We start from the raw sequence: 25,615 nt of genomic DNA, 5'->3' as shown, positions 1-25,615 counted from the left end.
TTCAGGGCCCGGCGAACCGGGCCGAGACCGCGGCCCCGCCGGCGCGGGCCCGCGCGGTCCGCGCACCGTCCAGTGGCAGCGGGCCGATCCGGGCGCCGGTGATGATGACGTCGCCTTGGCAGAGCGGCAGATCCTGCGCCGCCGCGTGACCGGCCAGCCAGGCCAGGAAATCCACCGCCTCGGCCAGGCTCGCCGCGGTCTCCGGGACCGCGACCCGGCGCTCGTCCAGCCAGAGCGCGATCCCCAGCGGGCCGGTCATGCCGTCGCGCCAATCGGGCAAAACATCGCCCAGCACGATCCCGGCCGAGCCGAAACCATCGGCCATCAGTTCCAGCGGCAGCGCCGTCCCGCGGTCGGCAAGCCGCGGGGCGACCAGTTCGAAGGCCAGCCGCACCTCGGCAATGGCGTCCGCCGCGGCAGCGGCTGTCGCACCGGCGGGCAGGTCCGCGCCAAGGATCAGGGCGGTCTCGACCTCGATGCAAGCATCGGCCGGCAGCGGCGGCAAAAGGGCGTCCGAGCGGACGACCCCCCGCCCCGGCAGCGCCCCGGCATGGCGGTCGCGGCCGGCCAGCAACGCCATTTTCCAGGCACCGCCGCCAAGCGCACGGATCACCGCCCGTTGCACCGCATAGGCCGCGTCGGGATCGGGTGGCGGCGGGACCAGGCCCGGCAGGCGCGGCGCAGCGCCATGGACCGCCAGCAGGGCGCGGGCGGCGGCCTCGGGATCGAATGCGGCACTCATGTCGCCACCCCCAGGCCCAGATCGGGCATGGCGGGGCGCGGGATGACCGCACCGGGATGGGTGACGACGACCGCGGCCAGGCGGGCGGCAAGGGCCACGGCTTCGGCCGGCGGCAGGCCGGCATCGCGCGCGGCCAGCCAGCCGGCGTTGAAGCTGTCGCCGGCGCCGGTGGTATCGACCGCGGCAACCATCGGGGGCAGCGGATGGGTCTCGATGCGGTCCTGGCCGGGCGGGCGGCGCAGCACCTTGCCCCCGCCGGTGGTCAGCACGATCTCGGCCCCGCCCAGCCCGGCCAGGGCCGCCATCGCCCCGGCCGGGTCCGCGATGCCGAAACAACCGGCCATGTCGTCCAGCGAGGGCAGGACCAGCGTCGCCAGCGCCGCCGCGCGGCCGATCACCCCGCGCGCCGTGGCGGCATCGGGCCAAAGGGCGGGGCGGTAGTTCGTGTCCAGCACGATCCGTCCCCCCGCCGCCAACCGCCGTTCCAGCGCGGCCAGCAGCCGCTCGCGGCTTTCGGGCAAAAGGATCGCCAGCGTGACGCCGGACAGAAGCACCGTCCCGGCCTCGGCCACGGCCCCCAGCGCCATGTCGCCATCATCGAACATGCGCCGCGCCGGCGCCTGCTCGCGCCAGTAAAGAAAGCTGCGCTCGCCCCGCATATCGGTCGAGATGAAGCTCAGTCCGGGCCGGCCGCCCGGCTCGGTGGCGCACAGATCGGCCACCCCCTCCCCGGCCATGACGCCGCGCAGCCAGGCGCTCATCGCGTCGTCGCCGAGTCGCGACAGGTAGCCGACCGAGCCGGCGGGCAAGAGCCGCGCCAGATAGATGGCGCTGTTCAGCGTGTCGCCGCCCGCGCGCCGGTCGAAGGTCGAGGGCGCATCGCGGCGGGCGGTGAACTCGACCAGCGGCTCGCCGATGCAAAGATAGCGCATGCTAGGCCTCGTAGGGGGTGGGCAGCGGCCGGCCGGCGAAATGGGCGGCGATATTGTCCAGCACCAGCTGCGCCATCGCGCGCCGCGCCTCGGCCGTGGCCGAGCCGATATGCGGGGTCAGCACGCAATTCGGGGCATCGAGCAGCGCCTGCGGCACGTTCGGCTCATCGTCGAAAACGTCGAGCCCCGCCCCGGCGATGGCGCCCGCATGGAGCGCCGCGGCCAGCGCCCCGGCATCGACCACCGGGCCGCGAGCGACATTGACCAGGACGCCATCGGGGCCGAGCGCCGCCAGCACGCCGGCATCGACCAGGCCGCGCGTATCCTTGCCCCCGGCGGCGGTGACGAAAAGCAACTCGCAATCCCGCGCCAGCGCCAGCGCATCGGGGCGGAAGCCGTCCGGGGCGTCCGGCCTTTCGTGCCGGGCGGTATAGAGCACCGCCATCCCCATGCCGCGCAGCAGGTCGGCCAGCCGGCGCCCGATGCGGCCATAGCCCAGGATGCCAGCCCGCCGCTCCAGCACCGAAAGGCCGAGGCCCAGCTTGCCGCCCGAGGACCATTGGCCGGCGCGCACGAAACGGTCGCCCTCGGCGATCCGGCGCCCCGCCGCCAGCGCCAGGCCAAGCGCCATCTCGGCCACGGCCAGCGACAGCACGTCGGGGGTGGTGGTGACGGCGATGCCGCGACGCCGCGCCTCGGTCAGGTCGACGGCATCGACGCCGACGCCGTTCACCGCGATCAGCCGCAGCGCCGGCAGCCGCGCCATCTGCGCCGCCGTGATCCCGACATTGCCGGCGGTCAGCACCGCCTCGACATCCGCCGCATCGCCGATGTCGCGGATCACCCGGTATTCGGCGGCAAGCCGGTCGGCCATGTCCTGCGGCTTCAGCTCGGCCAGGGCCAGGATGCGCGGCCGGGTCATGCGATCTGGCCCAGGAAGTTCTGCAACCGTTCGTTCTGGGGATTGCCGAAGAACTGGTCGGGCGCGTTCTCCTCGACGATCACGCCCTTGTCCATGAAGATCACCCGGTCGGCCACGGCGCGGGCGAACTCCATCTCATGGGTGACGCAAAGCATGGTCATCCCCTCGCGCGCGAGGTCGATCATGGTGTCCAGCACCTCCTTGACCATTTCCGGGTCCAGCGCCGAGGTCGGTTCGTCGAACAGCATGATGCGCGGCTTCATGCACAGCGCGCGGGCGATGGCGACGCGCTGCTGCTGGCCGCCGGAAAGCTGGGCCGGATATTTGTCGGCCTGTTCGGGAATGCGCACCCGCTCCAGGTATTTGCGCGCCGTCGCCTCGGCCTCGGCGCGCGGGATCTTGCGGGTTTTCATCGGCGCCAGGACGCAGTTCTCCAGCACGGTCATGTGCGGGAACAGGTTGAAGGACTGGAAGACCATGCCGACATCCTGCCGCACCCGGGCCACGTTCTCGCCGCCGGCGGTCAGCTCCACCCCGTCCACGATGATGGTGCCGGATTCGATGGGCTCCAGCTGGTTGATGGTGCGGATCAGCGTCGATTTGCCCGAGCCCGAGGGCCCGCAGATGACGATGCGCTCGCCCCGCGTCACGGTCAGGTCGATGTCGACCAGGGCGTGATAGGCACCGTAATACTTGTTCACGGCACGCATGATGATGGCATGTTCGGTCATGTGGCTTTCCCCTGGGATGGCACGCGGCCGGGGCACGGCCGCGCGGCGCGCGTCACTGGGCGTTCTTGACGAAATCGGGCAGCGGCTCGCCCAGCCATTTCTGATGGATCTGGTCCAGCGTGCCGTCGGATTTCGCCTGGTCCACGAAGGCGTTGACCTGTTCCAGCAGCGCATCCGACCCCGGCGCGACGGCGATGCCCTGCACCTGGCTCGACAGGTCGAACTTCTTGTCGAAACGGTCGCCCGCGACGGTCGAGACCTGCGAGAACACCACGTTCGACAGCCCGATCAGCCTGACCTGCCCCGACATCAGCGCCTGCACCGCGCTGGCGTCGTCGTCAAAGCGGCGGATGTCGGTGCCCTGCGGCGCAACCGCGCTGACGCCGGTGTCCTGGGTCGAGGCGCGGGCGACAGCGAGGGACTGGCCCGCCAGCCCCTCGGGCGCGGCGATCTCCAGCCCGCTGTCGCCATAGACGGCGATGCTGATCCCGGCATAGGGTTTCGAGAAGTCGACCTTCTCTGCCCGCTCCTCGGTGATGCCCAGCGAGGCGACCAGTACATCGACCTGGCCCGAAAGCAGATAGGGGATGCGGTTCGGCCCGGTCACCGGAACGATCTGCGCCTGCACGCCCAGGAATTCGCCAAGCGCCTTGGCCACGTCGGCATCATAGCCATCGGGCTTGCCCGAGGCGTCCTGGATGCCGAAGGGCGGGAAATCGACCAGCATGCCCACCCTGACGGTGCCGGCATTCTTGACTGCGTCAAGATCGGCGGCGCTTGCGGGCGGGGCCAGCCCCATGGCCAGCGCGCCGGCGGCCAGGGCGGTAAAGATGCGACGGTTCAGTTTCATGGTTTCCTCCTCCGTGAAATCCTCTGCGCGGGGCTCTAGCGGGTGATCGCCAGCCGCATGCGCGCCTCCATGTGCCGGGCCAGAAGCGACAGGGGCCAGCACAGGACGAAATAAAGCGCGGCCACCGTGCCGAAGACCAGGAACGGCTTGAAGGTCGCGTTGTTGATGATCTGCCCGGCGCGGGTCAGCTCGGTGAAGCCGATGATCGAGGCCAGCGAGGTGCCCTTGATCAGCTGCACCAGGAAGCCCACGGTCGGCGCGGTCGCCAGCCGCAGCGCCTGCGGCAGGACGACATGGCGCATCCGGTCCCGGTAGGACAGCGACAGCGCCACCGCCGCCTCGGTCTGGCCCGGCGGCACCGCCTCGATGGCGCCGCGCCAGATCTCGCCCAGGTAGGCGCTGGCATGCAGCGTCAGCGCGACGGCGGCGGCCAGCAGCGGGTCGATGGGCAGGCCAAGGACGGCAAGGCCGAAATAGACCAGGAACAGCTGCATCAGCAGCGGCGTGCCCTGGAAGACCTGGATGAAGCCCGCCGCGATCCGGCGCGGCAGCCGGCCCTGCGCGGTCCGCGCCAGCGCGACGGCCAGCCCGCCGATGGCACCGCCAAGAAAGGCGATGGCCGAGAGGATCAGCGTCCAGCGGACGGCCGAGACGATGAACAGGATGTCGGCAGAGGAAAATTCGCGGATCATCTCAGCGGCTCGCAGGATAGGTGAAGAAGGCGCGGCGGATGGCGGCGAACAGGGTCGAGAACCCCAGCGCCAGCAGGAAATACAGGATCGTCAGCACCAGGTAGATCTCGAAGCTGGCGAAGGTGCGGGCGTTCAGGTCCGCCCCGGCCGAGGCAAGGTCGTTGGCCGAGATGACCGAGACCACGCTGGAGGTCAGCATCAGGTAGATGAACTGGCTGGTCAGCGAGGGGTAGATGTTGCGCAGCGCCGGGATCATCACGACATAGCGAAAGATCTGGGCGGGGCCGAGGCCAAGCGCGCGGCCGGCCTCGATCTGGCCGCGGGGGATCGATTCGATGCCGGCCCGGATGATCTCGGTGCCATAGGCGCCGACATTGACCACCAGCGCCACCAGCGCGGCGGTGTTCGGCGACAGGCTGATACCGGCAGCGGGCAGGCCGAAGAAGATGAAGAAGATCTGCACCAGGAACGGCGTGTTGCGGATCACCTCGACATAGACATCGGTCAGCCAGCGCAGCGGCCGGATGCCCGAGGTCTTGGCCACCGCGCCCAGGACCGAGACGACCAGCCCCAGCACCATGGCCATCAGCGACAGCCGCACCGTCAGCCAGGCGCCGTAAAGCAGCAAGTCGAGATTGCCGAAAACCGGCTGGAAATTGAACTGATACATCTGCCCTCCCCTGCGGATGCGTCGATTCCTGTTATTTAGAACGATCTAAAAGAAGCAAATGCAAAAGTCAACCCGCTTCCCGCCCGCTGCTTTCCCGGATCACCAGCCGCGGCGCCAGGATCGCGCGCTCGACCGGCGCGCCGGCATCGGCCAGCCGCCGGGCCAGCAGGCGCGCCGCGGCAGCGCCGATCCCGGCCGGGTCCATGGCGACGCTGGTCAGCGGCGGATAGGTCAGCTCGGCCAGCGGCAGGTCGTCCAGGCCGACCACGCCCAGGTCGCGCCCCGGTTCCAGCCCGGCGCGGCGCAGGCCCAGCATCAGACCGGCGGCAAGGACATCGTTGAAGCACAGCACCGCCTCGGGCCGGCTTTGCAGCGCCAGCACCTCGGCGGCCGAGCGCGCCGCGCCCTCCCAGGTCAGGTCGGCCTCGACGATACCGGCATCCTCGGCGCCGGTCTCGGCCAGGGCGCGGGCAAAGCCGGCCAGCCGCTCCTCGCGCGCCGAGGTGCGGGCGCCGACCGACAGGAAGGCAATGCGGCGACGGCCGAGGCCGACCAGGTGCTGCACCGCCAGCCGCACCCCCTCGATATAGTCGGCGCCGGCGTAATCGGTGGCACCCCGGTCGATCTCGCGCAGCGACTGCACCATCGGCAGGCCCCAGCGGCGCATGCGCGCGGGCAGGCCCGGATCGGTCCCCGCCGCCGGGCACAGGATCACCCCATCGACACCATGGCCGCGAAAGCGTTGCAGGATGCCCTCCTGGCGCCGGGGATCGTCCTGGCTGTTGGCCAGCAGCACGACCCGGTCGTCCTCGCCCATCACCCGCTCGACCCCGGCCAGGAACTCGGTGAAGAACGCGTTCACCAGATTCGGCACGATCACCCCAACGGTGCGGCTGCTGTTGTTGCGCAGCCGCGCGGCGCCGATGTCGCGGACATAGTCCAGGTCTGCCATGACCTGCTCGACCTTTTCGCGGGTGTGATCGGCGACCAGGGGCGATTTGCGCACCACCAGCGACACGGTGGCGCGCGACACGCCGGCGATCCGCGCGACCTCGTCCAGCGTGACCCGTTTGCGCTGCATGGCGATCCCCCTCTCTCATGGCTCTCTCATGGCATTCGTGCCGGGGGGCGGGATGTCAAGCCCGCAGCGGATCGCCCCTCAGCGCGGCGGGCCGGCGAACCGCTGGATCGCGGCCAGGATCGCCTGGAAGCTGCGCCGCGCGCGGTCGCTGTGGCGGCGGGCCCGCAGATAGCCGTGGGGCAGTTCCGGCTCGTTGCGCCAATGCGCCGCGACGCCCTCGGCCCGCAGCCGCCGCGCATAGTCGCGCCCGTCGTCGCGCAGCGGATCGACATCGGCGGTGACGACGAAGGCCGGCGCCAGCCCGGCCAGGCTGTCGGCCTGCAAGGGATGCGCCAGCGGATCGGCCGGCCCCTCGCCATGCAGCGCGGCGTGATAGCCGGCCAGATCCTCGGTGCGCAGCAGGGGCGCCTCGGCATTCTCGCGATAGGAGGGCGCGCTGCCGTCGCCGCCCAGGCCGGGATAGACCAGCACCTGCCCCAAGGGCTGCCGCGCCCCGCGCCGCGACAGGCAAAGCGCGGCGGCCAGCAGCCCGCCCGCGCTGTCGCCCGCGATGACGGCGGGACGGTCCAGCGCGTCCCAGACCGCCTGCACATCCGCGATCTGCGCCGGCCAGCGATGCTCGGGCGCCAGCCGGTAATCGACCGCGACGACCTGCAACCCGGTGGCATCGGCGATCTCGGCGCAGACATCGTCATGGCTGTCGAGCCCGCCGACCACGAAACCACCGCCATGCACATAGGCCACGGCCACGGGGGTCTCGGGGCCATAGACCCGGCAGGGCACGCCGCCGATGCGGCGATCCTCGACCTTCAGGCCCGGCGGGCGCGGGGCGCGAAAGACGGCGCACATCGCATCGTAGAAGCGGCGGTTGTCGGCGGCGCTGGCGCCGTTCGCCTCGGGCGGATAGGCGGCCTCGGTCCGGGCGATGAAGTCCAGCACCTGCGGATCGCGGATCATGCCGCGCCCTCGGCGATGCGGCCCTCGGCGATACGACGCGTCAGCCAGTCCGGGTCCATCTGCGGCACCGAGGCCAGCAATTCCCGCGTATAGGCATGGCGCGGCGGGTCCAGCACCTCGGCCTTCAGGCCCTTGTCCATGACCCGTCCGCCCCTCATCACCACCACCTCGTCGGCGATGGCGCGGACGGTGGCGATGTCATGGGTGATGAACATGTAGCTGACGCCGGTTTCGTCCTGCACCTTGCTGAGCAGCCGCAGGATGCCCTCGGCCACCAGTTGGTCCAGCGCGCTGGTCACCTCGTCGCAGATGATGAATTCGGGATCGGCGGCCAGCGCCCGGGCGATGCCGATGCGCTGCTTCTGTCCGCCCGACAGCTCGCCCGGCAGGCGGTCGAGAAACCGCGCCGGCTCCAGCTCGATCTGCTCCATCAGCGCGTTGAGCCGCGCCTCGCGCGCCCGGCCGGTCAGGCCCAGGTAGAATTGCAGCGGCCGCGACAGGATCTGCCGGATGGTCTGGCGCGGGTTCAGCGCCGTGTCGGCCATCTGGTAGATCATCTGCACCGCCCGCTTCTGTTCCAGCCCGCGCTGCGCCAAGCGCGGCGGCAGGGGCGTGCCGTTCAGCGCGATGCTGCCCGCACGCGGCGGCAGCAGCCCGGTGATCGCCCGCGCCGTGGTGGACTTGCCCGAGCCGGATTCGCCCACCACCGCCACGGTGGCGCCGCGCGGGATGTCGAAGCTGACCTCGCTGAGCACGTCCAGCGACGAATAGCCCGCCGTCACCTCGCGGATGCTGATCGTCGGCGCGCTGGCCTGCGGCAGGGCGCGCGGCGGCCGGCGGAACGCGCACACCGCCCAGAGCGAGCGGGTATAGTCCTGCGCCGGCGCCTCGATCATCCGGCGGGTCGGCGCGTCCTCGACCTCGCGGCCGTGGCGCATGACCTTGATGCGGTCGGCCATCTGGGCGACCACGGCCAGGTCGTGGGTAATGTAGATCGCCGCCGTGCCGGTGGTCTCGACCGCCTGCCGGATCGCCGCCAGCACGCCGATCTGCGTGGTCACGTCCAGCGCCGTCGTCGGCTCGTCAAAGACGATCAGGTCGGGCTTGCAGGCCATGGCCATGGCGACCATGGCCCGCTGCAACTGCCCGCCCGAGACCTGATGCGGAAAGCGCAGCCCGAAATGCTCCGGGTCGGGCAGGTGCATGGCGGCATAGAGCCGGCGCGCGAAGGCTTCGGATTCCGCGCGGTCCGCCGTGTGGTGGATCGCCGGCCCCTCGCAGAACTGGTCCAGAAGCCGCCATGCCGGGTTGAAGCTTGCCGCCGCCGATTGCGCGACATAGGCGACCCGGCGGCCGCGAAAGGCGCGGCGCCGGCGCTCGGGCAATTGCAGCAGGTCGGTGCCGTCGAAGATCACCCGCCCGCCGGCGAAACGCAGCCCGCCCTGCGCGAAACCCAGCGCCGCAAGGCCCAGCGTCGACTTCCCGGCCCCGGATTCGCCGATCAGCCCGACGACTTCGCCCCGGGCGACCTGCAGGTCAACGCCGTGCAGGATCGGGGTCCAGCCTTCCTCGCCCCGCGCCTCGACCTTCAGCTTTTCGATGTTCAGCAGCATGGTTCAGTCCTTCAGACCCGAGGCGCGGTGCAGCATCCAGTCCACCACGAAATTGACCGAGACCGTCAGCACCGCGATGCAGGCGGCGGGCATAAGCGGCGTGATGTCGCCGAAGGTGATCAGCGCCGCATTGTCGCGCACCATCGCGCCCCAGTCCGCCATCGGCGGCGGCAGGCCGAGGCCCAGGAAGCTGAGCGCCGAGATGGTCAGGAACACGAAGCAGAAGCGCAGCCCGAACTCGGCGATCAGCGGCGCCGAGATGTTCGGCAGCACCTCGCGGCTGATGATCCACCAGGTGCCCTCGCCGCGCAGCTGCGCCGCCTCGACATAGTCCATCACCATGACGTTCATCGCCGTGGCACGGGCCAGGCGAAAGACCCGGGTGGAATCGAGGATCGCCACCACGACGATCAGGTTCGCCACCCCCGGCCCCAGCGCCGACAGCGCCAGCAGTGTCAGGATCAGCGCCGGCACCGCCATCAGCACGTCCACGAGCCGCGACAGCGCCAGATCGGCCCAGCCGCCAAGCGCCGCCGCCAGCAGACCGGCGATGGCGCCGATGCCGAAGGCCAGCGCCGTGGTGATCAGCGCCACGCCCACGGTATTGCGCGCGCCCCAGATCAGCCGCGACAGCATGTCCCGGCCCAGCGTGTCGGTGCCAAGGGGATAGGCGGCGCTCCACGGCTCGAACTGGGCGCCGACGATCTGCGCCTCGGCATGGGGGGCCAGCAGCGGCGCAAACAGCGCGATCACCGCATAGGCGGCGATGACCAGAACCCCAAGGATCGCGGTCGGCGGCATGGTTTTCAGCATCCGGATCATGGCCTTACCTCGGATGCAGCAGGCGGGGGTTCGTGGCGATCGCCAGAACGTCGGCCAGCAGGTTCAGCAGGATATAGACCGCGGCAAAGATCAGCGCGCAGGCCTGCACCACCGGAATGTCGCGGTTGGTGACGCTGTCCACCATCAGCTGGCCGAGGCCGGGATAGACGAAGACAACCTCGACGATGACGACGCCGGTGATCAGCCAGGCCACGTTCAGCGCCACCACGTTGACGATGGGGGCCAGCGCGTTCGGCAGGGCGTGGCGGGTGACGACGCGCCAGCGCGACACGCCCTTCAGCCGCGCCATGGTGACATAGGGCGCGCCCAGCACGTTGACGACCGCCGCCCGCGTCATCCGCATCATGTGGGCGGTGACTACCAGGACCAGGGTGATCGCGGGCAGGAAGGCGCGGCCCAGCATCTCGGCCAGCCGCGGCGAGGCGCCGGGATCGGCGATCGAGGGGAACCAGCCCATCCTGACCGACAGCCAGAACATCAGGATATAGGCGATGAAAAATTCCGGGAAGGAAATCGCCGAGAGCGTCGCCACATTGGCGATACGGTCGAACCAGCTGCCGCGCCACAAAGCGGCGAGCAGCCCCAGCCCCACCGCCAGCGGCACCGCGATCACCGCCGCATAGGCGGCCAAAAACAGCGTGTTGCCCAGCCGCGCGGCCAGCAGGTCCGCCACCGGCCGGCCATTGGCCAGCGAGCGGCCGAAATCGCCCGACAACACCCCGCCGACCCAGTCGAGATAGCGCCAGGCCAGCGGCTGATCCAGCCCAAGCTCGCGCCGGAAGGCCGCGACGGTCTCGGGCGTGGCGGACTGGCCCAGCACCTGCTGGGCGATGTCGCCGGGCAGCAGGCTGACGGCCAGGAAGATCAGCACCGAGATGACGAAGAGCGTAAAGACCCCGATGCCCAGCCGGCCCGCGATCATCCGCAGGATGGGCCGCCGCCGGGCCTCGGCGGCGCTCATGCGGTGGCCTCCTTCTGGCGGATCGGGCGGATGCCGGCGCCGGCATGATCAGGATGCGGCGCGCCGTCCTGCGCGGCCACCCGGTCCAGCGCCTCCAGCAGCGCGGACGGCATCGGGATGGCGCGCCCCTCGCCGGTATCGACATGCAGCAGCATATGCTCGCCGGTCGCGGCCTCGGTCCCGTCCTCGCGCAGGATGGCATGATGCAGGCGGAAGCGTTTGGCGTCATGGCCCAGCAGCCGGGTCTCGACGGTCAAAAGCTCGCCCGCCCTCACCTCGGCCAGGTGGCGGATATGGGTCTCGACCGTATAGGCCGAGCGGCCCTGCGCCCGGTAATCGGCATCCAGCCCGATATGGATCAGGAAGGCGTCGGTCGCATCGCCCAGCACCTGCAGATAGCGGAACTCGGTCATGTGGCCGTTGTAATCGACCCAGCCGCCGGTCACGCGGGCCTGATGGATGCGCAGCGGATAGCCCTCGGCCCGCACGGGCGCGCGGGCATAGAAGCCGTCCTCCTGCGCGCGCACAGTCTGGCCGACACCCCAATCGTTCGCCTTGAGCGCCTGGAAGATGCCGACCAGGTTGTCGTCGCGGATCCGCTCCAGCTCGCGGATCGAATGCCGGCCCGACTGCGCGTCGGACTGGCCGGCGATACGGTCGATCAGCGCCTCGTCGAGGTCGGGCACCTCCATCAGCTTGGTCCAGGGCCATTTCAGCGCCGGGCCGAACTGGCCCAGGAAATGCCGCATCCCGGCCTCGCCGCCGGCGATGCGATAGGTCTCGAACAGGCCCATCTGCGCCCAACGCAGGCCGAAGCCGAAGCGGATGATGTCGTCGATCTCCTCGGTGGTGGCGATGCCGTCATGCACCAGCCACAGCGCCTCGCGCCAGACGGCTTCCAGCAGGCGGTCGCCGATATGGGCGTCGATCTCGCGCGCGATCCGGACCGGCTTCATGCCGATTTCGGTCAGGATCTCGCAGGCGCGCCCGGCCGCCTCGCCGCCGCCCACGACCTCGACCACGGGCAGAAGGTAGACCGGGTTGAACGGATGGGCGACGAGGATGCGGGCGGGATGCCGCGCCCCCTGCCGCAGCTCGGAGGGCTTGAAGCCCGAGGTCGAGGAGCCGATCAGCGCCGTCCCGGGCGCGGCGGCCTCGATCTCGGCGATGATGCGGTGCTTCAGCTCCAGCCGCTCGGGCACGCTTTCCTGGATATAGTCGGCGTCCCGGACCGCCTCGGCCAGCGAGCCGGCCCAGAGGATGCGCCCCGGCCGGGGCAGCGGCGCCTGGAACAGCCTTTCCCAGGCGCGGGTGGCATTCGCCAGCACCTCGCCGACGATGCGCTGCGCCTCGGGGTGGGGATCGTGGACCGCCACGTCATGCCCCGAGAGGATGAAACGGGCGATCCAGCCGCCGCCGATGACCCCGCCGCCGATTGCCGCGATCTTCATGCCTGCCACCACCGTTCCACGATCTTCCAGCCGTCGAGGAAGCGGTTCGACGCCACCTCGCCATGCGCCACCTTGTCATTGGCCACGTCGATATAGTTCACGAAGATCGGGATGATCGTGCCGCCATCCTCGGAGACCAGCCCCTGCATCTCGCGATACATCTCGGCGCGCAGGCCGTCGTCCAGTTCGGCCCGCGCCTTCAGCAGCAACTCGTTGAAGCGCTCGTTGTCCCAGTGGCTCTCGTTCCACTCGGCGCCACGGGCATAGACCAGGCTGAACATGTCGTCCTCGGTCGGGCGGCCGTTCCAGTAGCTGACGCAGAAGGGCTTCTTCAGCCAGACATTGGACCAATAGCCGTCGTCTGGCTCGCGCTTGACGGTCAGCTCGATCCCGGCCGCCTTGGCCGATTGCTGGAACAGCTGCACCATGTCGAGCGCCCCGACCGAGGCCGCGTCCGAGGCGGAAATCTCGACCTTCAGCCCCTCCATGCCGGCCTGTTTCAGGTAATGTTTCGCCTTGTCCGGGTCATAGGCCCGCTGCGGCAGGTCGGCGGCAAAGAAGCGGTTCGCCGGCGCGATCGGACTGTCATTGGCGATCTGGCCATGGCCGCGCAGCACCTTGTCCAGCACCTCCTGCCGGTCGATGGCGTATTTCAGCGCCAGCCGCAGGTTCGGATCGGTAAAGGGCGCCTGGTCGCAGAACATCGGCATGGTGTAATGCGCGGTCCCCGTCACCTCGACCAGTTGCAGGCCCGGACGGCGCTGCAACAGGTGCAACGTAGCGAGGTCGGGCGAGTTGATGACATCGACCTCGCCGGTCATCAGCGCATTCTGCCGGGCGGTGGCGTCGTTGATGGTCAGCAGCACCGCCTCGTCGAACCAGGCGCGGTCGGGCTTCCAGTAATCGTCGCGGCGCTTGAGCGTGATGCGCACGCCCGGCTCGAAATTCTCCAGCACATAGCCGCCGGTGCCCAGGCCCGACTGCCAGTCCAGCGTGCCGTCCTCGTTCGCCGGCATGATGACGAAGTGATAGTCCGAAGTCAGATAGGCGAAATCGGCATTGCCCGAGGTCAGCTCGAACACCACCACATTGTCGCCATCGGCGCGGATCTCCTTGACCTGTTCCAGCGAGCCCTTGGCGCCGGACTTGGTATCGGCGCCGCGATGGTGGTCGAAGGAGGCGATCACATCCCGCGCCGTGACCTTGCGCCCGTCCGAGAAGGTGACGCCATCCTTCAGGCGGAAGGTCCAGATCCGGGCCTCGGCATCGGGCTCGAACTCGGCCAGTTCGGGCACGGCCTGGCCCTTGGCGTCGATCTCGACCAGGTTGTTGCAGACCGCCAGCATCGCCGTCACCACCGGACCGGCAGCATAGGTCGCCGGGTCCAGCGTGTCCGAGGTCGCCCCGCCCAGATGGCCGATGCGCAGCCTGCCGCCGCGCCTGGCCTCTTGCGCCCGCGCGCCGCGCGGCAGGATCAGCCCCGCCGCCGCCACGCCCGCCGCGCCGGCCAGCAAGCCCCGCCTCGTCAGCCCCCGACTCGTCAGATTGATGCTCATGGTGGACCCCCTGTCTTGTGTTATGGATTGGTTCGGCCTGCGGCTCAGCGCCGGGTCAGCTTCAGCGTGTCGCGCACCTCCTGCGGACCGAGGATGCGGCAGCCCATCGCGTTCAGGATCGTCGCCGCCCGCTCGACCAGATCGCCGTTGCGGGCCGGCACGCCCTTGTCCAGCCAGATATTGTCCTCAAGCCCGACGCGCACATTGCCGCCGGCCAGCGCCGCCTGCGCGACATAGGGAAGCTGCATCCGCCCGATAGAGAACATGGAATAGACCCAGCCGGGCGGGATGTTGTTCACCATCGCCATCAGGCTGTTCGGATCGGCCGGCGCACCATAGGGGATGCCCATGCACAGCTGGATCATCACCGGATCGTCGATCAGCCCCTCCTCCACCAGCGTCTTGGCCAGCCACAGATGGCCGGTGTCGAAGACCTCGATCTCGGGCCGCACCCCCGCCGCCTGGATGCGTGCCGCCATGGCGCGCAGCGTGCCGGGGGTGTTGGTCATGACGTAATCGGCCTCGGCGAAGTTCATCGTGCCGCAATCGAGGGTGCAGATCTCGGGCAGCAGTTCCTCGACATGCACCAGCCGCTCGCTGGCGCCGATCAGGTCGGATTGCGGCGACAGCGGCAGCGGCGCCTCGGCCGAGCCCAGCACGATGTCGCCGCCCATGCCCGCCGTCAGGTTCAGCACCACGTCGGTGCCCGCGGAACGCACCCGCTCCACCACTTCGCGATACAGCGCCGGATCGCGCGATGGGGCGCCGGTATCGGGATCGCGCACATGCACATGGGCGATGGCCGCACCCGCCTTCGCCGCCTCGATGCAGGCTTCGGCGATCTGGCGGGGCGTGATCGGCACCAGGTCGGACTTCTTGTGGCTCTGCCCCGATCCGGTCACCGCGCAGGTGATGAAGACGTCACGGTTCATTCATGGCTCCGGCAATGTGTGATTTCACCGCAGCCTGACAGCTATTTGACTGGCATGATGTGCAGTTTACGCCATAATCTTTGCCCATGTCGCCAAAATCGCCGCTGCACCTGACCTTCCTGCTGTTCGACGGCTTCTCGAACATGGTGCTGGCCAGCGCCATCGAGCCCCTGCGGGCGGCCCGCGACCTGTCGGGGCGGCGGCTGTTTTCCTGGCAGGTCAGCTCGCTGGACGGCGGGGCGGTCACCAGCTCGTCGCGGCTGGCGATCGCGGTCGATCTGCCGCTGGAACGGGTGGGGGCGACGGATGCGCTGATCCTGGTCTCGGGCTACGGCATGCGCGACCATTTGCAGCGCGACTCGATGCGGGCGGTGCTGCGCAAGGCGCGCGGGCTGCCGGTGTTGGGCGGCCTCGACACCGGGGCGTGGCTGCTGGCGCAGATGGGCCTGCTGGCCGGGCGCCGTGCCGCGATCCACTGGATGGAGCGCGAGGCGCTGGCCGAGGCCTTTCCGGAAATCACCGTGGTGCCCGACCCCTATGTCGCGGACGGCAATATCGTCACCTGCGGCGGCGCGCAAAGCGTACTCAGCTGGTCGCTGGACCTGATCGGCGCACAGGCAGGCGAGGCGCTGCGCTTCGACGTGGCCAACATGTTCGGCCGGGTCATGGGCCGCAGCACCGATCCGGTGGAATGGCAATTGCCCAGCCGCATGACCGACAGCGCCCTGCCACCGGCGCTGCAGCGCGCCATCGTCGCCATGCGCGAAACCGCCGAACAGCCCTTGCCCCTGCCCCGCATCGCCGAGCGCGCGGCGCTGTCGCCGCGCAGCATGGACCGGCTGTTCCATGCCCATCTGGGCCTGTCGGCCGGCGGCTATTACCGGCAGATCCGGCTGTCCCATGCCCGGGCGCTGGCGCTGGAAACCAAGCTGTCGCTGGGCGAGATCGCCTCGCGTACCGGGTTCTCGTCGCCCGCCACGCTGGCACGCGCCTATCGCCGCGCTTTCGGGGAAACCGTGCGGAAAACCGGGACGCGATAGCGGTCAAAGCCGCGATATGCGGCGATGCGGGGGATTTCCGTCGATCGGCCCGCTGCCCTGGCCCATCCCGTGATCGCGCTGCCTCGAAGCGATCGCGCCTTCGCTGCCCACATGATGCATCTTTTTTATTTACTAGTATGCAAGTATGCAATACATCCGGCCCAGGGGGAAGAATCATGTCCATGCAGCCCAATATCGACTTCACGCTTTCAACCGCGCCGCAGGTCTATGACTGGCTGCGGGACGCGATCCTGCGCGGCGCGCTGCCGCCCGGCACCCGGCTGAGCGAAACCGAGATCGCCACCCAGGTCGGCGTCAGCCGCCAGCCGGTGCGCGAGGCCTTCATCCGCCTGACCGCCGACGGGCTGGCCGAGGTCCGGCCCCAGCGCGGCACCTATATCCGCCGCATCTCGGTTTCGGCGGTGCTGTCGGCGCGGCTGATCCGCGAGGCGGTCGAGAGCGATCTGATCCGCATGCTGGCCAAGCAGGCCGACGACCGGCTGCTGGCCCATCTGGACCGCGAGATCGAGGAACAGGCCCAGGCCGTCGCCCGCAACGATGCCGAAACCTTCGTGCGGCTGGACGACCGCTTCCACCGGCTGCTGGCCGTGGCCGCCGGGCAGGAGGCGGTCTGGGAGGTGCTGGAGGGGCTGAAATCGCAGATGAACCGCCTGCGCTACATCACCGCGCGCACCTTCGACATCCAGAAGCTGATCGGCCAGCATGCCGAGATCGTCGAGGGCCTGCGCAACCACGATCCCGGCCTGGCCGAAGCCGCCATGCGCCGCCACCTGCGCGAATTGCTCAACGACCTGCCCGAGATCGCGCGCGCGCGCCCCGAACTTTTCATACCCTGACCCCGCATCATCCCGGAGGAGAACCATGATCACCCTGAACCGTCGCCGCTTCGCGGCGCTGGCCGTGGCCTGCATGACCGCCGCTTCCGCCATGGGCGCCTCGGCCGCCGAACTGACGCTGAAGCTCGGCCATCTGGCGAACGAGCAGAACTCCTGGCACAAGGCGTCGCTGAAATTCGCCGAGGAGCTCGACCGCCTGACCGAGGGCCGCATCGCCGTCGAGGTCTTCCCGAACGACTCGCTGGGCCGCGAGATGGACCTGATCAACGGCATGCAGCTCGGCACGGTCGAGATGACCATCACCGGCGAAAGCCTTCAGAACTGGGCGCCCATGGCGGCCCTGCTGGCCATTCCCTATGCCTATCAGTCGCTTGAGCACATGGACGCGGTCGCCGGCGGCGAGATCGGCCAGCAGATCGAGGCGCAGATCATCGAGCGCGCGCAGGTCCGGCCCATCGCCTATTTCGCCCGCGGCCCGCGCAACCTGACCGCGAACCACCCCATCACCACCCCGGCCGAGCTGAACCGCATGCGGCTGCGGGTGCCCAACGTGCCGCTCTTCGTCGACACCTGGACCGCGCTCGGCGCCCAGCCGACGCCGATGGCTTTCTCGGAGGTCTTCACCTCGCTGCAGAACGGCACCATCGGCGGGCAGGAAAACCCGCTGGCGCTGATCCAGGCCGCCTCGCTGAACGAGGTGCAGAGCCATGTGAACCAGACCGAGCATGTGCGCAGCTGGATCTACCTGACCATCGCCGAGCAGGTCTGGCAGCGCCTGTCCGAAGAGGACCAGGCCCATGTGCTGGAGGCCGCCCGCATCGCGCAAGAGTTCGAGCGCGAGCAGTTCCTGCAGGACGAGGACGCCATCCGCGCCGATCTGGAGGCCAAGGGCATGACCTTCGTCGAGGTCGACCAGCAGGCATTCGCCGAGGGCTCGCGCGATGCGGTGATCAAAAGCGTCGACGAAAGCATCAGGCCCATCGTCGAGGATCTGTTCAACCACTGAACGGCAACGGGACGGAGCCGGCGCGCAGCCCGCGCCGGGGCCTTCCCCAAGGGTTTGGAACCATGAAAAACCTGGCACTCTTGCAACGCGGCGTCGCGGCGGCCAGCCGGTTTGCGGTGGGCATCGCCTTCTTCGCGCTGATCGTGGTGGTCACGCTTCAGATCGCCACCCGGACCTTCGGCCTGCCCTCGCCGGTCTGGACCGAGGAACTGTCGCGCTATCTGCTGCTCTACATGACCGCCTTCGGCATCGGCCTGTCGCTGATGACGGGCGAGCTGGTGAACGTGGACCTGCTGCAGGAAACCGTCTCGGAGGCCCGCGCCTGGTGGATGCGGCTGATCGCGGCGATCTGCACGGCGGCGCTTGGCGCGGTGATGATCTGGCCGGCCTGGAAATTCACCACCATCGGCGCCTTCCAGCGCTCGCCCAGCCTGCGCTGGCCGATGGACATCATCCACGCTTCGGTTCTGGTGCTGTCGGTCCTGCTGTTCCTGTTCGCGCTTTTGCGGGTGATCGGCATGATCGCCGGCACCGATGACGGGCGCCCCCATCTGGCCGAGGAAGCCTGAGCCATGGATCTTTTCCTGCTTCTGACCACCTTCATCGTGACGCTGGCGCTTGGCGTGCCGGTCGCGGTCTGCCTGGGGCTGGCCTCGCTGGCCTATATCCTGTCAGCGGGGCTGCCGGTCGTCATCATCCCGCAGCGCATGTATGCGGGCATGGACGTCTTCGTGCTGCTGTGCATTCCCGGCTTCATCCTGGCCGGCAACCTGATGAACTTCGGCGGCATCACCGAACGCATCATCCGCCTGGCCAATGCCATGGTGGGCTGGATGCGCGGCGGGCTGGCCATGGCCAATGTCGCGGATTCGATGATGTTCGGCGGCGTCTCGGGCACGGCGGTCGCCGATGTCGCCGCGACCGGCGGGGTGATGATCCCCGGCATGAAGAAATCCGGCTATCCCGGCGATTTCGCCGCCGCGATCACCGCCGCCTCGGCCACGGTGGGGCCGATGCTGCCGCCCAGCGTGCCGATGATCATCGTCGGCGCCCTGTCGGGCATCTCGGTCGGGCAGCTGTTCCTGGCCGGCGCGGTGCCGGGCATTCTGATGGGCGTCGGCATGGCGATCACCTGCTATATCCTCGCCGTGCGCCGCAACTATCCGCGCCAGCAATGGCAGGGCTTCGGCGAGCTGATCGCGGCCTTCCTCGCCGCCTTCTGGGCGCTGGCCATGACCGGGCTGATCATCGGCGGGCTGCTGACCGGCATCGCGACGCCGACCGAGACCGCCATCGTCGCCTGCCTCTACGCCTTTGTCGTCGGCGCCTTCGTCTATCGCGAGTTGCCGATCCGCGCGGTGCCGCGCATCGTCGTCAACAGCGCGATCTCCTCGGCCGGCATCCTGGCGCTGGTGGGCTTCGCCAATGTCTTCGGCTCGATCCTGGCCTCCGAGCGCATCCCGCAGATGCTGGTCAGCAGCGTGCTGGCGATCACCGACAACCCGATCCTGGTCATCCTGCTGATCAACGTGCTGCTGCTGTGCATCGGCATGTTCATGGAAACCATCGCGGCCCTCATCATCCTGTTCGTGCCCTTGCTTGGGCTGGCGACCAGCGTCGGCATCGAGCCGCTGCATTTCGCCACCTTCGCGGTCTTGAACCTGATGATCGGCCTGACCACGCCGCCGGTGGGGGTCTGCCTGTTCGTCGCCTGCAACATCGCCCGCGAGCCCTTGGCCAAGGTGATCAGCGCGGTCATTCCCTTCCTGATCTCGAACATCGTGGTGCTGCTGCTGGTCTCCTATTACCCGCCCTTCGCCACCTGGCTGCCGACGACGCTGATGGGGAACTGACATGACACGCGACATCGCCTGCCGCCTGCACGCGGCCCATGACCTGCGGATCGAGCCCCTGGCCGAACCGCAACCCGCCCCAGGCACCGCCCTGATCCGCGTGCTGCGCGGCGGCATCTGCGGCTCGGACCTGCATTACTATCACGATGGCGGCTTCGGCCCGGTCCGGGTGCGCCAACCCATCGTGCTGGGCCACGAAGCCGCCGGCGTGGTGGAAAGCGCGCCCGAGGGGTCCGGTCTGGTGCCGGGCCAACTGGTGGCGCTGTCGCCCTCGCGCCCCTGCGGCGAATGCGACTATTGCCGCGCGGGGACCGAGCGGCATTGCCTCGACATGCGCTTCAACGGCTCGGCCATGCGGATGCCGCATGAGGACGGCTTCTTCCGCAACCGGCTGTATCACCCGCTGGGCCAATGCCTGCCGCTGCCCGAAGGAACCAGCGCCGAAGCCGCCGCCGGGGCCGAGCCGCTGGCCGTCTGCCTGCACGCCCTGACCATGGCGCCCGACCTGTCCGGCCAGCGGGTGCTGATCACCGGCGCCGGTCCCATCGGCGCCATCTGCACCGCGCTGGCCCGCCTGCGCGGCGCGGCCGAGATCGTGGTGACGGATGTGCAGGACTTCACGCTGGAGATCGCCCGCCGCATGGGCGCCGACCGGGCGGTGAACGTGGCCGAAGATCCCGACGCCCTGGCCGACCTGGCCCAGGGCAAGGGCCGCATCGACGTGGTGCTGGAATGCTCGGCCAATCCCCATGCCATCGCGCAGGCCATCGGCTTGGCGCGGCCGCAGGCCACCATGGTCCAGATCGGCGTCGGCGGCACCCTGCCCCTGCCCTTGAACCTGATCGTCGCCAAGGAGTTGCGCCTTTTCGGCACGCACCGCTTCGACCGCGAATTTGCCGAGGCCGCGCACATGATCGGCGCGGGCCAGATCGACCTGTCGCCCATGGTCACGCAAGTCCTGCCCGCGGCCGAGGCGCAGCGGGCCTTCGACCTGGCCGGCGACCGGGCGCAGGCGGTCAAGGTACAGCTGGATTTCGGGGACTGAATCATGCCGGTCATCACCGAGATCGAGGATCTGCGCCGCCTGCACCGGCGGCGCGTCCCGCGCATGTTCTACGATTACGTCGATGTCGGCGCCTGGACCGGCAGCACCTATCGCGCCAACCGCGCCGATTTCGAACGCATCCTGCTGCGCCAGCGCGTCGCCCGCAACATCGAGGCCCGCAGCCTTGCCACCACCATGCTGGGCCAGCCGGTCTCGATGCCGCTGGCTCTGGCCCCGGTGGGGCTCTTGGGCATGCAGCACCCGGATGGCGAGATCCTCGCCGCCCGCGCCGCGCATTCCGCCGGCGTGCCCTTCACGCTGTCGACCATGTCGATGTGCTCGCTGGAGGACGTGGCGGCCGCGACGGGGGCGCCGTTCTGGTTCCAGCTCTATACCCTGCGGGACGAGGAGTTCCTGGACAATATCCTGGACCGCGCCCGCCGCGCCGGGGTGACGGCGCTGGTGCTGACGCTGGACCTGACCATCCAGGGCCAGCGCCACAAGGATCTGAAGAACCGCATGACCGCACCGCCGCGGCTGACGCTGCCGAACCTGATCGACATCGCCCTGCATCCCCGCTGGGCGTTGGGGATGCTGGGCACGCGCCGGCGCAGCTTCGGCAATATCGTCGGCCATGCCCGGGGCGTCGAAAGCCTGGGCGACCTGATGGACTGGACCGCGCGCCAGTTCGACCAGCGGCTGGACTGGAATCGGGTCGAGCAGATCATCCGCAAATGGGGCGGGCCGGTGATCCTGAAAGGCATCAACGACCCCGAGGACGCGCGGCGCGCGCTGGATACCGGCTGCGACGCGATCCTGGTCTCGAACCATGGCGGGCGGCAGCTGGACGGCGCCCCCTCGACCATCCGCACGCTGCCCGCGATCCGCCGCGCGGTCGGGCCGGAGCTTCCGCTTTATCTCGACAGCGGCGTCCAGTCGGGACAGGAGGCGCTGAAGGCCATCGCCCGCGGCGCCAACGGCGTCTTTGTCGGCCGCGCCTTCACCTATGGGCTGGGCGCCATGGGGCAAAAGGGCGTCGAGACGGCGCTGGCCATCCTGCGCCGCGAAATGGACATCACCATGGCGCTATGCGGCGTCAACGACATCAAGGATTTCGGTCCCGGCTGCCTGTGGCCCGACGACCGCGGCAATGCCGCCTGAGGAACAAGGAAACGTGAAATGCGACATACCTGGCGCTGGTTCGGTCCCAAGGATCGGGTCTCGATCGACGACATGCTGCAGGCGGGGGTGCAGGGCGTTGTGACCGCCCTGCACCACGTCCCGACCGGAACCGTCTGGTCCCCCGGGGAAATCGCCCGCCGGCGGGCCGAACTGGCGCTGATGACGGACGGCGCGCCCTCGGGCCTGAAATGGGAGGTGGTCGAAAGCCTGCCGGTCAGCGAGGCGATCAAGACCCAGACCGGCGACTGGCGGGCGCATGTCGAGAACTGGATCGCCTCGATGCGCAACCTGAAGGACGCCGGGATCGAGGTCATCTGCTACAATTTCATGCCGGTTCTGGACTGGACCCGCACCGACCTGGCCTGGCGGCGCCCGAACGGCGCGCGCTGCATGCGCTTCGACTTCACCGATTTCGCCGCCTTCGACATCCATATCCTGCAGCGCCGCGGCGCGGCCGAGGATTTCCCCGAGGAGATCCGCGAGGAAGCCGCCCGCCGCTTCGCCCAGATGGACGAGGCCCGGCGCGAAGAGCTGGCCGGCAACGTGGTCTTCGGCCTGCCCGGCGCGGCCGAGCATTTCACCCTGCAGGACGTGCGGGCGCTCCTGGACAGCTATGCCCCGGTGACGGACGCGGTGCTGCGCCGGCATTTCCACGACTTCCTGGAACAGGTCGCCCCGGTCGCGCAAGAGATCGGGGTGCGGCTCTGCTGCCATCCCGACGACCCGCCCTTTCCGCTGCTGGGCCTGCCGCGGGTGATGTCCACCGAGGCGGATTACGCCGAGCGCATGGCCGCCGTGGACCTGCCGGCAAACGGCATCACGCTTTGCTCGGGCTCGCTGGGGGCGCGGCCGGACAACGACCTGCCGGGCATGATGGCGCGGCTGGGCGACCGGGTGCATTTCCTGCACCTGCGCAACGTGCGCCGCGACACGGATGCGATCCGCGGCTCGTTCTTCGAGGACGAACATCTGGGCGGCCAGACCGACATGGTGGCGCTGGTCGCCGCGGTGCTGCGCGAGGAAGCCCGCCGCCGCGAGGCCGGCCGCGCCGATGCCGTGATCCCGATGCGCCCCGATCACGGCCAGGACATCCTGGACGATATCGGCCGCGGCGGCCAGCCCGGCTATCCCGCCATCGGCCGGCTCAAGGGCCTGGCCGAGCTGCGCGGCGTGGAACTGGCGCTGAGCCACGGGGCGCGGCCATGAGCCCGCGCCTGACCGGACTGGCCGATCTGCCGCCCGGAGTCGCGCGGCCGTGCTATGACCGCGCGGCGCATGGCATCGGCATCCTGCATCTGGGGCTGGGCGCCTTTCACCGCGCGCATCAGGCGGTCCATACCGACGATGCGCTGGCGGCCGGGGGCGGCGACTGGCGCATCCTCGGCGCCAACCTGCGCAGCCGCGAGATCCCGGAGGCGCTGAACGCGCAGGACGGGCTTTTCACCGTGCTGGAGCGTTCGGACAGCGACCGGGCGCGGGTGATCGGCGCGCATGGCCCGGCCATCGGCGGCGACGCAGCGGCGATCCTGCGCGCCGCCTGCGATCCGGCGATCCGCATCCTGTCGCTGACCGTCTCGGAAAAGGCTTACGGCATCGACCGCGCCGCCATGGATGCCGATCCGGCCCATCACGCGGTCGCGGCCGACCTGGCGCAGCCGCAGGCGCCGCAGGGTGTGCTGGGCATCATCACCGCGGCCCTGGCGGCGCGGCGCGAGGCCGGGGTCGCGCCCTTCACGGTGCTCAGTTGCGACAACCTGCCCGACAACGGCGCCTTGCTGCGCGCCGGGGTGCTGGGCTTTGCCCGCCGCCGCGACCCCGGTCTGGCCGGCTGGATCGCCGATCATGTCGCCTTTCCGGCGACCATGGTGGACCGCATCACCCCGGCTACGACCGAACGCACCCTGGCCGATGCCGAGGCGCTGACCGGGTATCGCGACCTGGCCGCGGTCGAGACCGAGCCCTTCAGCCAATGGGTGATCGAGGACCATTTCCCGCAGGGCCGCCCGGTATGGGAGGCCGGCGGCGCGCTGTTCGTCCAGGACGTGCGCCCGCATGAGGCGATGAAGCTGCGCATGCTGAACGGCAGCCATTCCCTGATCGCCTATGCCGGGCAGATGCTGGACCTGCCCCATGTCCGCGACGCCATGGCCGATCCGTCGCTGGTGGCGCTGGTCCGCCGCCACATGCGGGCAGCAGGCGCGACCCTGCCGCGGGGCGCCGGACTCGACCCCGAGGCCTATGCCGCGGCGCTGCTGGCACGCTTTGCCAACCCCGCCATCGCCCACCAGACCCGGCAGATCGCCATGGACGGCACCGAAAAACTGCCGCAGCGCTGGTTCGCCCCCGCGGCCGAGGCGCTGCAAGCCGGCAACGACGCCCGCCCCTTCGCCTTCGCCACCGCGACCTGGCTGGCCTGGCTGACCACGCAGCAGCAGGCCCCGGACGATCCGCGCGGCGCGGCGCTGCTGGAGCTGGCCCGCAAGGCGGGCGAGGACGACGCGGCGCTGGTGCGCTCGGTCCTGGCGCTGCCGGGTCTGGTACCGCCATCGCTGGTCGGCGATGCCGGTTTCACCCAGGCGGTGCGCCGGACCGTCAGCCATATCCGCCGCGACGGCTTGCGCGCGGCCATGGCGACGGAGTTGGCATCATGACCGGCAAGCCCATCCTTTCCATCGGCGAAGCGATGGTCGAGCTGTCGCCCTCGGGCCAGGACGGGCTGTGGCGGCTGGGCATCGCCGGCGACACGCTGAACACCGCCTGGTATCTGCGCCGCCTGCTGCCGGCCGACTGGCGCGTCGCCTATTGCAGCCGCGTGGGCCTGGGCGAGTTCTCGCAGCAGATGGTCGATTTCCTGGCCGCCGAGGGGATCGACGCGACCCATGTCACCCGCGACCCGCAGCGCGAGATCGCGCTCTATGCCATCTCGCTGAAGGATGGCGAGCGCAGCTTCAGCTATTGGCGCGACACCTCGGCGGCCAGGGGGCTGGCCGACGATCCGGCGGCGCTGGCCGCGGCACTGGCGGGCGCGGGCATCGCCTATTTCTCGGGCATCACCCTGGGCATCCTGCCCCCGGCCGGCCGCGCCGCGCTGATCGCGGCGCTGAAGGGCGCCCGCGGCGCAGGCACGCAGGTGGTCTTCGACCCCAACCTGCGGCCCAAGCTCTGGCCGGACATTCCGACCATGTGCCGCGAGATCGAGGCGGCGGCGGCCGTCGCCGACCTGGTGCTGCCCAGCTTCGACGACGAGCGCGGCTTTTTCGGCGATGCCGATCCGCAGGCGACGGTGGCGCGCTATCTGGCGCGCGGGGCCGGGCAGGTCGTGGTCAAGGCGGGCGGCGACGCCATCCGCTATGGCGGGCGCGAGGGCGCGGGGCTGGTCGAGGGCCTGCCGCGCGAGGTGCCGGTGGACACCACCTCGGCCGGGGACAGCTTCAATGCCGGCTACCTGGCCGCGCGGCTGGACGGCGCCGACATCCCCGCCGCCATCCGCCGGGCACATGATCTCAGCCGCGTGGTGATCCGCCATCGCGGCGCCTTGGTGCGCGAGGCCGTCGCGCGGGGCTGACCTGCGCGCGGGCCGCATCCCATCACCCGCCCGGTGCGGCGGGCGGAGGCCCCGCCCCGCGCCCCTGCGGACTCGACTCCAAGCCGAAAATCCTGTATCAATCGATTGATTGATTGACCTCTGGCAGGATCGGC

At 69.7% G+C, this 25,615-nt stretch carries 25 protein-coding genes; 10 read left to right on the top strand and 15 right to left on the bottom strand.

Annotated elements, in window-relative coordinates; all coding sequences use genetic code 11:
- Position 1: 1 nt before the first annotated feature.
- The 15 genes from ACNKFW_RS21210 to ACNKFW_RS21140 all read right to left on the bottom strand — a co-directional run bounded on the left by ACNKFW_RS21210 (position 2) and on the right by ACNKFW_RS21140 (position 14,933).
- Positions 2 to 742: a fumarylacetoacetate hydrolase family protein gene (locus ACNKFW_RS21210; RefSeq protein ID WP_333483856.1), complete on the bottom strand. Its 741-nt coding sequence runs from the start codon at positions 740 to 742 to the stop codon at positions 2 to 4.
- Entirely contained in the window at positions 739 to 1,674 is a 936-nt protein-coding gene (locus ACNKFW_RS21205; RefSeq protein ID WP_333483857.1) for a sugar kinase, read from the bottom strand. Before ACNKFW_RS21205 ends, ACNKFW_RS21210 begins: the two co-directional genes overlap by 4 nt.
- Position 1,675: 1 nt before the next feature.
- Entirely contained in the window at positions 1,676 to 2,596 is a 921-nt protein-coding gene (locus tag ACNKFW_RS21200) for an NAD(P)-dependent oxidoreductase (protein WP_333483858.1), read from the bottom strand.
- On the bottom strand, positions 2,593 to 3,327 hold the full coding sequence (locus ACNKFW_RS21195; RefSeq protein WP_114669251.1) for an amino acid ABC transporter ATP-binding protein: 735 nt from the start codon (positions 3,325 to 3,327) through the stop codon (positions 2,593 to 2,595). The genes ACNKFW_RS21200 and ACNKFW_RS21195 overlap by 4 nt, the downstream gene beginning before the upstream one ends.
- Positions 3,328 to 3,379: 52 nt before the next feature.
- Positions 3,380 to 4,177 (bottom strand): transporter substrate-binding domain-containing protein, encoded by a 798-nt coding sequence (locus ACNKFW_RS21190; protein WP_024843781.1) that lies wholly within the window; start codon positions 4,175 to 4,177, stop codon positions 3,380 to 3,382.
- Between the two features lie 35 nt (positions 4,178 to 4,212).
- On the bottom strand, positions 4,213 to 4,869 hold the full coding sequence (locus ACNKFW_RS21185) for an amino acid ABC transporter permease (protein ID WP_024843782.1): 657 nt from the start codon (positions 4,867 to 4,869) through the stop codon (positions 4,213 to 4,215).
- Position 4,870: 1 nt separating this feature from the next.
- Positions 4,871 to 5,539 (bottom strand): amino acid ABC transporter permease, encoded by a 669-nt coding sequence (locus tag ACNKFW_RS21180; protein ID WP_024843783.1) that lies wholly within the window; start codon positions 5,537 to 5,539, stop codon positions 4,871 to 4,873.
- Positions 5,540 to 5,606: 67 nt separating this feature from the next.
- A complete protein-coding gene (locus ACNKFW_RS21175) occupies positions 5,607 to 6,620 on the bottom strand; it encodes a LacI family DNA-binding transcriptional regulator (protein ID WP_051419605.1) in 1,014 nt (337 codons plus the stop codon).
- Positions 6,621 to 6,698: 78 nt separating this feature from the next.
- The gene (locus ACNKFW_RS21170) at positions 6,699 to 7,577 is read right to left on the bottom strand and encodes an alpha/beta hydrolase (RefSeq protein ID WP_333483860.1); all 879 of its coding nucleotides are present in this window, start codon (positions 7,575 to 7,577) and stop codon (positions 6,699 to 6,701) included.
- Positions 7,574 to 9,190 (bottom strand): ABC transporter ATP-binding protein, encoded by a 1,617-nt coding sequence (locus ACNKFW_RS21165; protein ID WP_333483861.1) that lies wholly within the window; start codon positions 9,188 to 9,190, stop codon positions 7,574 to 7,576. Before ACNKFW_RS21165 ends, ACNKFW_RS21170 begins: the two co-directional genes overlap by 4 nt.
- Before the next feature lie 3 nt (positions 9,191 to 9,193).
- Positions 9,194 to 10,012 (bottom strand): ABC transporter permease, encoded by an 819-nt coding sequence (locus ACNKFW_RS21160; protein WP_333483862.1) that lies wholly within the window; start codon positions 10,010 to 10,012, stop codon positions 9,194 to 9,196.
- A 4-nt stretch (positions 10,013 to 10,016) separates the two neighbouring features.
- Positions 10,017 to 10,994, bottom strand: a complete 978-nt coding sequence (locus ACNKFW_RS21155; protein ID WP_011751292.1) for an ABC transporter permease — start codon at positions 10,992 to 10,994, stop codon at positions 10,017 to 10,019.
- Positions 10,991 to 12,445, bottom strand: coding sequence for a carnitine 3-dehydrogenase (locus ACNKFW_RS21150; protein ID WP_333483863.1), 1,455 nt, complete (start codon positions 12,443 to 12,445; stop codon positions 10,991 to 10,993). Before ACNKFW_RS21150 ends, ACNKFW_RS21155 begins: the two co-directional genes overlap by 4 nt.
- On the bottom strand, positions 12,442 to 14,001 hold the full coding sequence (locus ACNKFW_RS21145) for an ABC transporter substrate-binding protein (RefSeq protein ID WP_028710254.1): 1,560 nt from the start codon (positions 13,999 to 14,001) through the stop codon (positions 12,442 to 12,444). The genes ACNKFW_RS21150 and ACNKFW_RS21145 overlap by 4 nt, the downstream gene beginning before the upstream one ends.
- A gap of 44 nt (positions 14,002 to 14,045) precedes the next feature.
- Complete coding sequence (locus ACNKFW_RS21140) at positions 14,046 to 14,933, bottom strand: 3-keto-5-aminohexanoate cleavage protein (protein ID WP_333483864.1); 888 nt, start codon at positions 14,931 to 14,933, stop codon at positions 14,046 to 14,048.
- An 86-nt stretch (positions 14,934 to 15,019) separates the two neighbouring features.
- On the opposite strand from ACNKFW_RS21140, the gene ACNKFW_RS21135 reads away from it, so the two are divergent.
- From ACNKFW_RS21135 to ACNKFW_RS21090, 10 genes are all read left to right on the top strand, one after another.
- Positions 15,020 to 15,973 (top strand): GlxA family transcriptional regulator, encoded by a 954-nt coding sequence (locus ACNKFW_RS21135; RefSeq protein WP_024843792.1) that lies wholly within the window; start codon positions 15,020 to 15,022, stop codon positions 15,971 to 15,973.
- 176 nt (positions 15,974 to 16,149) lie between these two features.
- Positions 16,150 to 16,830 (top strand): GntR family transcriptional regulator, encoded by a 681-nt coding sequence (locus ACNKFW_RS21130; RefSeq protein ID WP_051419604.1) that lies wholly within the window; start codon positions 16,150 to 16,152, stop codon positions 16,828 to 16,830.
- 25 nt (positions 16,831 to 16,855) lie between these two features.
- Positions 16,856 to 17,836 carry a TRAP transporter substrate-binding protein gene (locus tag ACNKFW_RS21125; RefSeq protein WP_024843794.1) on the top strand — a complete coding sequence of 327 codons (981 nt, stop codon included), beginning with the start codon at positions 16,856 to 16,858 and terminating at the stop codon, positions 17,834 to 17,836.
- A gap of 62 nt (positions 17,837 to 17,898) precedes the next feature.
- Positions 17,899 to 18,405: a TRAP transporter small permease gene (locus tag ACNKFW_RS21120; protein ID WP_147429427.1), complete on the top strand. Its 507-nt coding sequence runs from the start codon at positions 17,899 to 17,901 to the stop codon at positions 18,403 to 18,405.
- 3 nt (positions 18,406 to 18,408) lie between these two features.
- Positions 18,409 to 19,689: a TRAP transporter large permease gene (locus tag ACNKFW_RS21115; protein ID WP_074990604.1), complete on the top strand. Its 1,281-nt coding sequence runs from the start codon at positions 18,409 to 18,411 to the stop codon at positions 19,687 to 19,689.
- Between the two features lies 1 nt (position 19,690).
- Positions 19,691 to 20,734, top strand: coding sequence for an L-idonate 5-dehydrogenase (locus ACNKFW_RS21110; protein ID WP_333483865.1), 1,044 nt, complete (start codon positions 19,691 to 19,693; stop codon positions 20,732 to 20,734).
- 3 nt (positions 20,735 to 20,737) lie between these two features.
- Complete coding sequence (locus ACNKFW_RS21105) at positions 20,738 to 21,895, top strand: alpha-hydroxy acid oxidase (RefSeq protein WP_333483866.1); 1,158 nt, start codon at positions 20,738 to 20,740, stop codon at positions 21,893 to 21,895.
- Positions 21,896 to 21,913: 18 nt separating this feature from the next.
- Complete coding sequence (uxuA, locus tag ACNKFW_RS21100; RefSeq protein WP_333483867.1) at positions 21,914 to 23,122, top strand: mannonate dehydratase; 1,209 nt, start codon at positions 21,914 to 21,916, stop codon at positions 23,120 to 23,122.
- The gene (locus ACNKFW_RS21095) at positions 23,119 to 24,567 is read left to right on the top strand and encodes a mannitol dehydrogenase family protein (RefSeq protein ID WP_333483868.1); all 1,449 of its coding nucleotides are present in this window, start codon (positions 23,119 to 23,121) and stop codon (positions 24,565 to 24,567) included. Before uxuA ends, ACNKFW_RS21095 begins: the two co-directional genes overlap by 4 nt.
- Positions 24,564 to 25,481, top strand: a complete 918-nt coding sequence (locus ACNKFW_RS21090; protein ID WP_333483869.1) for a sugar kinase — start codon at positions 24,564 to 24,566, stop codon at positions 25,479 to 25,481. Before ACNKFW_RS21095 ends, ACNKFW_RS21090 begins: the two co-directional genes overlap by 4 nt.
- The last annotated feature ends 134 nt before the right edge of the window (positions 25,482 to 25,615 follow it).

Origin of the sequence: Paracoccus sp. TD-10 (assembly GCF_048270675.1) — a bacterium.
Lineage (GTDB): Bacteria > Pseudomonadota > Alphaproteobacteria > Rhodobacterales > Rhodobacteraceae > Paracoccus > Paracoccus pantotrophus.
This window is presented reverse-complemented; position numbering and strand designations above follow the sequence as displayed.